The organism is Serratia marcescens, from assembly GCF_006715005.1.
GTDB classification, from domain to species: Bacteria; Pseudomonadota; Gammaproteobacteria; order Enterobacterales; family Enterobacteriaceae; genus Serratia; species Serratia montpellierensis.
This window is the reverse complement of record NZ_VFMJ01000001.1, coordinates 2,158,614-2,170,395: the sequence shown is the minus strand read 5'-3', so window position 1 is coordinate 2,170,395 and position 11,782 is coordinate 2,158,614. Positions and strand designations below refer to the sequence as shown.

Annotated in this window: 10 protein-coding genes; 1 reads left to right on the top strand and 9 read right to left on the bottom strand. The window is 61.7% G+C overall.

Annotated elements, in window-relative coordinates:
• Positions 1-7 precede the first annotated feature (7 nt).
• From FHU12_RS10330 to ppsR, 9 genes are all read right to left on the bottom strand, one after another.
• Positions 8-793, bottom strand: a complete 786-nt coding sequence (locus FHU12_RS10330) for a heme ABC transporter ATP-binding protein (RefSeq protein ID WP_141969135.1) — start codon at positions 791-793, stop codon at positions 8-10.
• Positions 786-1,790, bottom strand: coding sequence for a FecCD family ABC transporter permease (locus tag FHU12_RS10325; protein ID WP_048233553.1), 1,005 nt, complete (start codon positions 1,788-1,790; stop codon positions 786-788). Before FHU12_RS10325 ends, FHU12_RS10330 begins: the two co-directional genes overlap by 8 nt.
• Positions 1,790-2,626 (bottom strand): heme/hemin ABC transporter substrate-binding protein, encoded by an 837-nt coding sequence (locus FHU12_RS10320; RefSeq protein WP_141969133.1) that lies wholly within the window; start codon positions 2,624-2,626, stop codon positions 1,790-1,792. Before FHU12_RS10320 ends, FHU12_RS10325 begins: the two co-directional genes overlap by 1 nt.
• Entirely contained in the window at positions 2,623-3,660 is a 1,038-nt protein-coding gene (locus FHU12_RS10315; protein ID WP_141969131.1) for a hemin-degrading factor, read from the bottom strand. Before FHU12_RS10315 ends, FHU12_RS10320 begins: the two co-directional genes overlap by 4 nt.
• A 66-nt stretch (positions 3,661-3,726) precedes the next feature.
• On the bottom strand, positions 3,727-5,769 hold the full coding sequence (locus tag FHU12_RS10310) for a TonB-dependent receptor, heme/hemoglobin family (protein WP_141969129.1): 2,043 nt from the start codon (positions 5,767-5,769) through the stop codon (positions 3,727-3,729).
• Between the two features lie 93 nt (positions 5,770-5,862).
• Positions 5,863-6,045, bottom strand: a complete 183-nt coding sequence (gene hemP, locus FHU12_RS10305; RefSeq protein WP_016927944.1) for a hemin uptake protein HemP — start codon at positions 6,043-6,045, stop codon at positions 5,863-5,865.
• A gap of 171 nt (positions 6,046-6,216) precedes the next feature.
• Complete coding sequence (locus FHU12_RS10300; RefSeq protein WP_141969127.1) at positions 6,217-6,702, bottom strand: glutathione peroxidase; 486 nt, start codon at positions 6,700-6,702, stop codon at positions 6,217-6,219.
• Between the two features lie 105 nt (positions 6,703-6,807).
• Positions 6,808-7,854, bottom strand: a complete 1,047-nt coding sequence (locus FHU12_RS10295) for a 3-deoxy-7-phosphoheptulonate synthase (protein WP_038871025.1) — start codon at positions 7,852-7,854, stop codon at positions 6,808-6,810.
• A gap of 197 nt (positions 7,855-8,051) precedes the next feature.
• Positions 8,052-8,873: a posphoenolpyruvate synthetase regulatory kinase/phosphorylase PpsR gene (gene ppsR / locus FHU12_RS10290; RefSeq protein WP_025302640.1), complete on the bottom strand. Its 822-nt coding sequence runs from the start codon at positions 8,871-8,873 to the stop codon at positions 8,052-8,054.
• Between the two features lie 499 nt (positions 8,874-9,372).
• Here ppsR and ppsA point away from each other — a divergent pair, with 499 nt between their 5' ends.
• Positions 9,373-11,751: a phosphoenolpyruvate synthase gene (ppsA, locus tag FHU12_RS10280; protein WP_141969125.1), complete on the top strand. Its 2,379-nt coding sequence runs from the start codon at positions 9,373-9,375 to the stop codon at positions 11,749-11,751.
• Positions 11,752-11,782 lie beyond the last annotated feature (31 nt).

Genomic DNA, 11,782 nt, shown 5'->3' with positions numbered 1-11,782 from the left:
CTTGACGTTATTGACGCAGGTAGACCTGCGGCAGCGACACTTCGGGATGATGCACCACGCCGAGATCGGCCTGATACCAGCGGGTGAGGATCTCCGTCTGCAACACTTCCTGCGGCGTACCGCTCGCCACCAGGCGCCCCTGATGCAACAGCAGGATCCTATCGGCGTACAGCGCCGCCAGATTGAGATCGTGCAGCACGCAGCAGACGCCCAGCGGCTGTTGGCGCGTCAGCGAGCGCAGCAGGCGCAGGGTGTGCTGCTGGTGGTACAGATCCAGCGCCGAGGTCGGCTCGTCGAGAAACAGCCAGGCGGGAGACGGTTGCGGTTGCCACAGCTGCGCCAACACCCGCGCCAGCTGCACCCGCTGTTGTTCGCCGCCGGACAGTTGGCGATAGTCGCGCTGCGCCAGCGCCAGGCAGTCGGTCTGCGCCATCACCTGTTGGATCGCCTGATGCTCGTCGCGTTTGCCGTGCGGCGATCGCCCCATGCTGACCACTTCCTCCACGCTGAAGGGAAACGCCAGATCGCTGTACTGGCGCATCACGGCTCGGACTTTGGCCAACTGCTGCGGCGCCCAGTGTTCCAGCGGGCGGTCAAGCAGGCGACATTCGCCGCAGTCCGGCGTCAAATAGCCGGTTAGCAAGCGTAGCAGCGTCGATTTGCCGGCGCCGTTAGGGCCAATAATCGCCACCATTTCACCGCCGGCGAGGCTGAGCGAAACGTCGTTGATCAGGCGGCGCGCACCGAGGCTGTAACGCAGCTCTCGGGCCGTCAGGCAGGCGGCGTTATCCACCGGTTCGCTCCCGCTGGCGCATCACCAGCCACAAGAAGTAAGGACCGCCGATCAGGCTGGTCATCAACCCCACCGGCATTTCGGCCGGCGCCACCAGCGTGCGCGCCAGCGTGTCGCTGACCAGCAGCAGGCAGGCGCCGCCCAGCGCGGAGCAGGGCAGCAGCCAGCGGTGATCGCCGCCGAGGCGCATGCGCACCAGATGCGGCACCACCAAACCGACGAAGCCGATCACGCCGCTCATCGCTACCGCCGCGCCAATCAGCAGGGCGCTCAGCAGCAGCAGCTGCAGCTTGGCGCGCTGGACGTTCACCCCGAGGTAGTGGGCCTCTTCGTCCCCCAGCTGCAACAGGTTCAGCCGGCGCGCCTGCAGCAACGTCAGCAGCGCGGCGGGCAGGATCAGCGAGGCGGAAACGGCCAGCGTCGGCCACTGTGACTGGCTGAGGCTGCCCATCATCCACAGCGAGAACTGGCGCAGCTGTTGATCGCTGCTGACGTAGGAGAGCACGCCGATGGCCGCCATGCACAGGGCGTTGATGGCGATGCCCGCCAGCAACAGCCGCGACAGATTGCCGTGCCCGCTGCGGCTGATGCCGTAGATCAATAGCGACACCAGCAGGCTGCCGAGGAACGCCGCCAGCATATGGCCGTACAGCGCGATCGTCACCGGCAACGCCAGCGGCATCACGATGAACAGGGCGACAAACAGCGCGCCGCCGCTGCTGATGCCCAGCAGGCTCGGATCCGCCAGCGGGTTGCGGAACAGCCCCTGCATCACCGCGCCGGACACCGCCAATGCGCAGCCGATCACTACCGCCAGCAGCACGCGCGGCAGACGAATGTTCAGCCAGATGTGCCAGGCGGCGTCGCTGAAGGGTTCGCGCCACAGGGTGCGAAACGACAGCGTCAGCGCGCCCAGGTTGGCGGCGACCAGGGCCAGCAACGTCAGCAGCACCAGCAGGCCGATGATGGCCAACTGAGGCGAGGTGCGACAGCGCATTACTTTTGCTCCGCCGCGTGGCGCAGTTTGGCCAGCGCCGCCGGCGTTTCCAGACCGAAGCCCAGCAGCGCCATGTCATCGACGATCAGTACGCGGCGCTGCTTGCCTGCCGGCGTCAACGCCAGGCCCGGCAGCGTCCACAGCTGCTGTTCGCCGCCGAGGGTGCGCACGCCGTCGGTGGTGACCAGCAACAGGTCCGGCGCGCTGGCGATGACGCCTTCCTGCGACAGAGGACGATAGCGGTCAAAACCCTGCATGGCGTTTTTCAATCCGGCGGCGGCGATCACCGCGTCGGCGGCCGTGTGTTGCCCGGCGGCCATCGGCGTAATGCCGCCGTGGCTCATCACAAACAGCACTTTGACCGGCAGCGGAGAGGTGTCGACCGCCGCCAGCTGTTGTTGATAGCGTTCGCTCAGCTGTTTGCCTTGCTCATCACGCTGCAGCGCGGCGGCGATCACGGCGATTTTCTGCGGCACCGCCTGCAGGGTGGTGTCACCCGGCACGCTGACCACTTTGACGCCGCTGTCCGCCAGCTGTTTGAGCACCAGCGCCGGCTGCGCCAGCTCGGTCGTCAGCACCAGCGTCGGTTTGAGCGCCAAAATGCCTTCGGCGTTCAGTTGGCGCATGTAGCCGACGTCCGGCAGCTTTTTCACCGCCTCCGGATGCAGACTGGTGCTGTCACGGGCGATCACGTCGTCGCCGGCGCCGAGCGCGAAGGCGATTTCCGTCACGTCGCCGCCGATCGAGACGATGCGCTGCGCCGCCGCCGCGGTGAGCGGCAGCGCCAGCGCCAGCGTCATCATCAGCGTCAGGCGGCGGATCAAGGAAGATTTCATGCGGCGATGTCCTTGGCGGCGAGCGCGGCAACCTGCTCGCGCCACTGGGTTTGTTCCGGCTGCCCTTCGGTACGCTGGCCATACAGCTGCGCAATCTGCGTGCCATCGGCGGCGAACAGCTCCAGGCTGGTGACGATGCCGTCCTTGGTCGGTTTGCGGGTGATCCAGCTTTCGGCGATGGCGTCTTCGATCAGGTGCAGCGTGAAGCGGCGGTTAAACACGTTGATCCAGCCTTCCTGCGGCATCAAACGTTCGATCTGGCCAGTGAAGATCTGCACGCAGCCGCGGTTGCCGACGAAGATCATGATCTCGTTTTGCTGCTGCTGCGCCGCTTCCAGCAGCTGCGACAGCGCGCTGTTGTCCACCTGATAGGCCAGATCGTCGCCGACGGCGCGGAACGCCTGCTGGCGCGTCAGTTTGTTGCGGCTCAGCAGCTGGAAGAACTGGTGAACGTCGGTCATCGCGCGCCATTCACCGTCGATTTTGGCATGATCCTGCGTCGTTTCATCCGCGGTGCTCACCTCGGCGGGTTGCAGCGCCAGCGCTGGGTTTTCTTCGCTCAGGTGGCGCTCCACCAGCGCCATCCAGGCCGGCAGATCGGTCTCTTCGGTGGTGTAGACCTTGTGCAGCGCATCGCCCTGTTGGTCGAAGAACTGGATGCTGTGGCGCACGCCGCGCTTGTTGGTTTCGCTCATGGCGAAAACGCTGGTCCAGTGGTTGAGGAACAGGCGCAGATCCAGCTCGCGCGGGTTGAGGATCAGCCCGGCGTGGCCGTTGAGGTGCTGGTTGCGGTAGCGGCCCATCTGCTCATGCACCGCATAGCTGTTGCGGGTGATGGACTTGGTGACGCCGACCTGCTCAAGCTCGGTCAGCAGGGTGCGCGCATCGGCCTGCAGGCGGCGAGTGTCGTGGCCGACGCGGGCGTGCGTCAGCTCCGCTTCGCTGACGCCAAGGATCGCCGCCAGATCGCGGGCGTATTTGCCGGGGTGATCGATTTTAGCCTGTTGGTAGCGTTCGTATAGGGTGTTGCTCATGCGGGATTCTCCTGCGCTGTAATGCGAACGGCGGACAACCGGGTTGTCCGCCAGATAGTCAAATGATTACCACTGGTAGCTGACCAGCAGTTTGGCGTTGCGGCCATCCTGCGGGACGCCCTGCGGCGAGTAATATTCTTTGTCGAAGGCGTTGCCCAGCACTACGGTGGTGGTCATGCCTTGCAGCCGATCGCGGCCCTTGTAGCTCAGATAGAAGTCGTTGACGCCGTAGCCGCCTTGCTCCGGCGTCCCCGTTTGGACACGGGTGGCGCGCTCGGCGAAGGTGGCGACCCAGCCGGCGGACAAACCGGTTTCTCCCAGCGGCACGTCCAGCGAACTGGTAACGGTATCCGGGCTGATGTCGGCCAGCCAATCGCCGCTTTTCGCGTTCAATTCGCCATTGCGAGACTTGTCCTTGCCGCGTGTGCGGTTGTAAGCCAGATCCCAGTTAAACCACTTGGTCTGGTAGTTCAGCGAGGTGTCCCAACCCCAAATCTTGGCGCGAGAGATATTCGCTGAGGCGGTCTGCGTGCGGGTGACATACATGAAGATGTAGTCTTTGGCGTCGGTATCGAAATAACTGGCCTTGAATTGCAGGCTGTCATCCGCCAGCAGCAGATCGTCGAAGCGCAGGCCGAAACCGGCTTCGGTGGTGCTGGTGGTTTCCGGCCGCAGATTCGGGTTAGGCACCCAATAGTTGCCGGGGAAGTGGCGCGAATCGTTGTACATCTCGCCCATGGTCGGGGCACGGAAGGCTTGGGAATAGGAGCCGAACAGCATCAGCCAGTCGGTCGGCGAGTAGCTCAGGGCCCCGCGGGACGACCATTTGTCGGCCTTGACGTCTTCGTGGCCCTGGCTGCTGCCTTTGTAATCGTCGTAGCGCGTGCCGGCCAGCACGGTGATCGGAATGTCGCGCAGCGTAATTTCATCCTGCAGCCAGCCGGAGGCGAAGTTGATCTTGGCCTGCGGGAAGCTGGTGGTGGCGCCGCTCGGCTGCTGTTTCTGTTCATAGACTTCGGAGCCGTAGGTCAGCAGGTGTGACGCAAAACTGTCGGCGAACAGACGCGTACGGTTTTCCAGCTTGCCGCCGTTGGTGGTCTGCTTGCGGAATTCGTCGGTCGCACCGGCGTTGTGCGCATTGATTTTGACTTCCGAGGTGTACAGCTTGGCGGTGGCGTCCAGCCAATCCTGGCCGACCGGCTTGAGCTTATAGCTCAGAGCGGCATCGCGCTGGATGGTGGAGCGGTTGGTCATCGGGTTGCCGCTCGAGCTGTCCGGCGTCTGCGGGTTTTTCGGTTCCTGGGCGCTGTTGTTGTAGTAGCGCAGATCGCCGCTCAATGACTGATTGTCGTCGATTTTCCAGGTGCCTTTGGCCAGCACGTTGCTGATGGTTTCGTCGTTTGGCGCATCGAAGCCGTTGCCCTGACGCAGATTGCCGACGTCGCGAGTACCGAACGACAGCAGGCCGTCGAGGTTATCGGTCTTGCCGTAGGCGCTGGCGCCCATGCCCAGGCTGTGATCGCCGGTGCCAGCAGTGCCGTAGACGCGGAACCCGGTATCGTGGCCCGGCAGCAGCAGATCGGCGGCATCGACGGTCTCGTAGGCGATGACGCCGCCCAGTGCGCCACTGCCGTACAGCAACGCAGAGGGGCCGCGCACAATTTCAATGCGCTTGACCAGCGCCGGATCGAGGAAGGTGCCGCCGATGTGGCCGGTATCGGTCCCCTGGCGGATGCCGTCGACCAGCGTCAGCACGCCGTTTTTGCCGTAGCCGCGCATCGTCACGTCCTGACCGTTGCTGCGCCCGGTGCCGTTGACGGTGATGCCCGGCACGCGGCGCAGCATATCGGCGGCCGAGGTGGCGGTCTGGCTTTCCGGCGAGTTGCCTTCGATCACCGTGACCATCATCGGCGCTTCAAAGCTGCTGCGTTGGTTGCCGGTGGCGACCACGGTCATGGTCTCGTCGGCGGCTTTGGCTTTTTTGGCCGCTGCCGCGTTGGAAGAGGATGTTGTGCTGGTGTTTTGTGCCAAGGCCACCGTAGGCAGAGCACAGGCAATCGCCAGACTCAAAGCGGAAAAACGCAGCCGGGTGGAAAATGTCAGAGGCATGGTGCAACTCTCCGTATGTAATAAACATATCAATAGATTTGCTGGCTGCCTGGATCAAAAGATCGGGGTGGCTGGCGTTTGAGGATTCTGTGGTTATTTGGTCAGGATCAATTTCCCGGCTTTGGTCTGCCGCAGCTGATAGCGCTGGCCCTGATGGGTAATGAACGCGATGCCGTCGGCGCCGAGCAGCTGTGCGCTGTCGTAGCTGGGCGGCGCGTTTGCGCTGTGCTCGGTCGGGGCCGCGGCGGCGGGGGTAGGCGTGTTGGCAGTATCCATCATCATTGTGCTTATAAAACAGACCATTAAATGGTAATTAATATCAAACTGAGAATCATTATCATGTGAAGGAAAGGTTACATCAAGGAAAATTTTCTTACCGATGGAACCTTTTTGTCGAATGGACATCCGGCGGCGGGCCGAGCGCACTCGGCCCGTAAAAAAGGGGCGTTATTTCAGCAGGGTTTCGATGCGGTCAAACAGACGTTCGGGCTTGGTGATCGGTGCAAAACGCGTGACGCGCTGGCCGTCGGCGGTGAGCAGGAACTTGGTGAAATTCCACTTGATGCGGCGGCTGCCCAGAATGCCGGGCGCCAGGCGTTTCAGCTCATTGAACAGCGGGTGTGCGCCGGGACCGTTAACGTCTATCTTGTTGAACAGCGGGAAACTGACGCCGTAGTTGAGGCTGCAAAAATTGGCGATCTCCAGCGGGCTGCCCGGCTCCTGAGAACCAAACTGGTTGCAGGGGAAGCCGAGCACCACCAGGCCGCGTTCACGATAGTATTGCCACAAATTTTCCAGCCCGCGGTATTGCGGGGTGAAGCCGCACTTGCTGGCGGTGTTGACCACCAGATAAGCGCGCGCCGGGAAATCTCCCAGCGTTTTTTGCTCGCCCTGCAGCGTGACGCAGGGGATGGATAACAGAGAGTGAATCATGCCGGGGCTCCAGGTGCATTTCGGCGGGTGCTAAAGCGTTGCGATCAGTATAGATGAGCGGGGCAGAAGGAATAAAGCCGGGGCGTGGCCCCGGCCTCTACTGGGTTAGAAACGGCTATCGACCGCATCCGCCAGCATCGCCAGCAGCTGTTCGCTGTCGGACCAGCTCAGGCAAGGATCGGTGATCGACTGGCCATAGGTCAGCGGCTGGCCGGCGACGATTTTCTGCGTGCCTTCCACCAGGAAGCTTTCCGCCATCACGCCGGTGATGGCGGCGGAGCCGGCGCGGATCTGCTGGCAGACATTGTCGGCCACTTCCAGCTGGCGGCGGTGCATCTTCTGGCAGTTGCCGTGGCTGAAGTCGATCACCAGGTGTTCAGGCAGATCGAACTCGCGCAGGCTGTCGCAGGCGGTGGCGATGTCGCTGGCGTGGTAGTTCGGCGTTTTGCCGCCGCGCATGATGATGTGGCCATACGGGTTGCCGCTGGTCTGGTAGATGGTCATCTGGCCATGTTTGTCCGGCGACAGGAACATGTGCCCGGCGCGCGCCGCGCGAATGGCGTCGATGGCGATGCGAGTGTTGCCATCGGTGCCGTTTTTGAAGCCGACCGGGCAAGAGAGCGCCGAAGCCATTTCACGGTGGATCTGGCTTTCGGTGGTGCGTGCGCCGATGGCACCCCAGCTGATCAGATCGGCGATGTATTGGCCGACCACCATGTCCAGAAATTCGGTGGCAGTCGGCAGGCCGAGCTGGTTCACTTCCAGCAGCAGGCGGCGCGCCATTTCGATGCCGCGGTTGACCTGGAAAGTGCCGTCCAGCGCTGGATCGGAGATCAGACCTTTCCAGCCGACGACGGTGCGCGGTTTTTCGAAGTAGGTGCGCATCACGATCTCCAGGCGATCCTGGTAGCGTTCGCGCAGGGCGTTCAGCCGGCCGGCGTAATCGACGGCGGCGTCGAGATCGTGGATGGAGCAGGGGCCTATCACCACCAACAGGCGGCGGTCTTCACCGGTGAGGATTTTTTCAATGCGTTTTCGTGACGCTGTCACGTTATCGGCAACGGCCGCCGAGATCGGCAGCTTGTCCGCCAACGCTTGCGGCGTGACGAGGCTGTCGATGCGCGCGGTCCGCAGTTCATCTGTTTTGTACATGCTGTTCCCTGGAAACTGTTCTTCTCTGCGGCAGGAGTGCCGGGAAGTGATGGCGATCACAATAACGCAAAAAGCGCTGAATTCAACCGTAGAGATTGCGTTCTGTTGATCAAAGCCGCGAAAAAAAGCACAAAAAAATCAGCTATTGCTGAAATAAACGCCAGGCGGCGGGGCGCGACGGCCCCGCGGGAAAAAGATCAGAACATGCGGCGGCTCATACCGAGGATATCGAGGATTTTGGTGGAGATCTCTTCGACCGAATAGTTGGTGGTATTGAGGTAGCGGATCTGATTTTTGCGGAACAGCGCCTCGACTTCGGCGATCTCCATGCGGCACTGGCGCAATGAGGCGTAACGGCTGTTTTCGCGCCGTTCTTCGCGGATCGCCGCCAGGCGCTCCGGATCGATGGTCAGACCGAATAATTTATGCTGAAACGGTTTCAGCGAAGCCGGCAGGTGCAAATTGTCCATATCATCGGCGATAAACGGGTAGTTGGCGGCGCGGATGCCGAACTGCATCGCCAGATAGAGACTGGTGGGGGTTTTGCCGCAGCGCGACACGCCGAGCAGGATCACCTGCGCCTGATCGAGGTTGCGCAGCGAAATGCCGTCATCGTGCGCCAGGGTATAGTCGATGGCGGCGATGCGCGCATCGTACTTGCCGAGGTTGCTGGCGGTCAGGCCGTGGGTGCGGTTCGGCACCGGCGTCGGTTCCACGTCCAGCTCGCCCTGCAGCGGGCCGACCAGCGCCTGCACGATATCCTGACAGAAGCCCTGGCTCTGGACGATCACGTCGCGCACTTCCGGCGAGATGATGGAGTAAAACACCAGCGGCCGCACGCCGGTTTCATTATAGATATCATCAATTTGTTGGCGAACTGCGCGTGCACGGGCCTCGGTTTCGACAAATGGCAAGGTGTACGTGGTTGCCGTGACCGGGAACTGCGACAGCACCGCGTGCCCCAGCACTTCGGCGGTGATCGCCGTACCATCCGAAATATAAAAAACGCTTCTTTCCACCCGAGGCTCCTTACCTGAAAACGGTGTTCCTGCAGTTGATCACTGCCAATATCATGAGCTGCAGACGATTCGTCGGTAAAGGGGCGAGGGAAAAAATTGTGACGGCGCGGCGGTAAACCGCCTTGCGGCGGCGCGTGAAGAAAAGCGCGCTTTGGCGGCGGTAAAAATCGTGGCGCAGCGACGCTTTTCGATCCGAAACGCCAATTTGCCGCTATTTTCACCAAAAACGGTAGCGTTTGCGTGGTCATTAAAACAGAAGTTTAAAAACAACGTAATTTGTTGAGAACTAAGCTTTTCGTGCGATTGGGAACGGTTCCCAGGCAAATCAGCCGGTTAGGACATTCTCTTAAAAACCACTTTCTTCAGTGGGTTGATCGATTCACCTTTCCATTTTCCCCAGATCAGTGTGCTAGTCTGATTCGGCTCCGTGTTAGCGGCGCCGTAAAGCAAGCGAATTAAATCCGTCTTTACCCTACTGATAGCAATAAGGATTGTCTCGATGTCCAACAATGGCCCAGACTTGCGTAATGTGCTTTGGTACAACCAGCTTGGCATGCACGACGTTGACCGTGTCGGCGGCAAAAACGCCTCCCTCGGTGAAATGATCACCAATCTTTCCGATTTGGGCGTGGCCGTGCCGAACGGTTTTGCCACCACCGCACAGGCGTTTAATGATTTCCTCGAACAAAGCGGTGTTAACCAGCGCATCTATCAGCTACTGGATCAGACCGACGTTGACGACGTTGCACAACTGGCCAAGGCCGGCGCCCAGATCCGCCAATGGGTGATCGACACGCCGTTCCACGCCGAGTTCGAACGTGAAATTCATCAGGCTTACCAACAGCTCGCCGACGGCGAACCGGAAGCCTCCTTTGCGGTGCGCTCCTCCGCCACGGCGGAAGACATGCCGGACGCGTCCTTTGCCGGCCAGCAGGAAACCTTCCTCAACGTGCAGGGCATCGACGCCGTGATGGTGGCGATCAAGCACGTCTTCGCGTCGCTGTTCAACGACCGCGCCATCTCTTATCGCGTGCATCAGGGCTATGACCACCGCGGCGTGGCGCTGTCGGCCGGCGTACAGCGTATGGTGCGCTCCGATCTGGCCTCCTCGGGCGTGATGTTCACCATCGACACCGAGTCCGGCTTTGATCAGGTGGTGTTCATCACCTCCGCCTTCGGCCTGGGCGAAATGGTGGTGCAGGGCGCGGTGAACCCGGATGAGTTCTACGTGCACAAACCGACGCTGCAAAACGGCAAGCCGGCGATCGTGCGCCGCAACTTGGGCTCGAAAAAGATCCGTATGGTGTACGCGCCGTCGCAGGATCACGGCAAACAGGTGCGCATCGAAGACGTGCCGGAAGCGCAGCGCAGCCGTTTCTCGCTGACGGATGACGAAGTGCAGGCGCTGGCGCAGCAGGCGATCCTGATCGAAAAACACTACGGCCGCCCGATGGATATCGAGTGGGCGAAAGACGGCCATACCGGCAAACTGCTGATCGTGCAGGCGCGTCCGGAGACCGTGCGCTCCAACGAGCAGACCATGGAGCGCTATCAGTTGAACGGTTCCAGCCCGGTGCTGGTGGAAGGCCGCGCCATCGGCCACCGCATCGGCGCTGGCCCGGTGAAAGTGATCCACGACATCAGCGAAATGGATCGCATCCTGCCAGGCGACGTGCTGGTGACCGACATGACCGACCCGGACTGGGAGCCGATCATGAAGAAGGCCGCCGCGATCGTTACCAACCGCGGCGGGCGCACCTGTCACGCGGCGATCATCGCCCGTGAGCTGGGCATTCCGGCGGTGGTGGGCTGCGGCCACGCCACCGACGTGCTGAAAGACGGCCAAAAAGTCACCGTCTCCTGCGCGGAAGGCGATACCGGCTTCGTTTACAGCGACATGCTGGACTTCAGCGTGCAGAGCTCCGAAGTGACCGAGCTGCCGGATCTGCCGCTGAAGATCATGATGAACGTCGGCAACCCGGATCGCGCCTTCGACTTTGCGCGTTTGCCGAACGAAGGCGTGGGCCTGGCGCGGCTGGAATTTATCATCAACCGCATGATCGGCGTGCACCCGCGCGCGCTGCTGGAATTCGATCAGCAGACGCCGGCGCTGCAAAACGAAATTCGCGCGCTGATGCAGGGTTACGATCACCCGGTCGAGTTCTACGTCGGCCGCCTGACCGAAGGCATCGCGACGCTGGGCGCCGCCTTCTGGCCGAAGCGCGTGATCGTGCGCCTGTCCGACTTCAAATCCAACGAGTACGCCAACCTGGTGGGCGGCGACAAGTATGAACCGCACGAAGAGAACCCGATGCTGGGCTTCCGTGGCGCCGGCCGTTACGTGGCCGACAGCTTCCGCGATTGCTTCGCGCTGGAGTGCGAGGCGGTGAAACGCGTGCGTAATGAAATGGGGCTGACCAACGTCGAAATCATGGTGCCGTTCGTGCGCACTGTGGCCCAGGCGGAAGCGGTGGTGGCGGAGCTGGCGCGTCAGGGGCTGAAGCGCGGTGAAAACGGGCTGAAAGTGATCATGATGTGCGAGATCCCGTCCAATGCGCTGTTGGCGGATCAGTTCCTCGAGCACTTCGACGGCTTCTCTATCGGCTCCAACGACATGACCCAGCTGGCGCTGGGGCTGGATCGTGACTCCGGCGTGGTGTCGGAGCTGTTCGATGAACGCAACGAGGCGGTGAAAGCGCTGCTGTCGATGGCGATTCAGGCGGCCAAGCGCCACGGCAAATACGTCGGCATCTGCGGCCAGGGCCCGTCCGACCACGAAGACTTCGCCGAATGGCTGATGGAGCAGGGCATCGACAGCCTGTCGCTCAATCCGGACACCGTGGTGCAGACCTGGATTAATTTGTCGAAAAAGAAATAATGCCTCGGCATCGCTAAGGCATTAACGCCGG

Bases quoted from the DNA above. Each gene is read 5' to 3' on its own strand.
- FHU12_RS10325 (WP_048233553.1), bottom strand. From the start codon at position 1,790: ATGCGCTGTCGCACCTCGCCTCAGTTGGCCATCATCGGCCTGCTGGTG.
- FHU12_RS10320 (WP_141969133.1), bottom strand. From the start codon at position 2,626: ATGAAATCTTCCTTGATCCGCCGCCTGACGCTGATGATGACGCTGGCG.
- FHU12_RS10315 (WP_141969131.1), bottom strand. From the start codon at position 3,660: ATGAGCAACACCCTATACGAACGCTACCAACAGGCTAAAATCGATCAC.
- FHU12_RS10310 (WP_141969129.1), bottom strand. From the start codon at position 5,769: ATGCCTCTGACATTTTCCACCCGGCTGCGTTTTTCCGCTTTGAGTCTG.
- hemP (WP_016927944.1), bottom strand. From the start codon at position 6,045: ATGGATACTGCCAACACGCCTACCCCCGCCGCCGCGGCCCCGACCGAG.
- FHU12_RS10300 (WP_141969127.1), bottom strand. From the start codon at position 6,702: ATGATTCACTCTCTGTTATCCATCCCCTGCGTCACGCTGCAGGGCGAG.
- FHU12_RS10295 (WP_038871025.1), bottom strand. From the start codon at position 7,854: ATGTACAAAACAGATGAACTGCGGACCGCGCGCATCGACAGCCTCGTC.
- ppsA (WP_141969125.1), top strand. From the start codon at position 9,373: ATGTCCAACAATGGCCCAGACTTGCGTAATGTGCTTTGGTACAACCAG.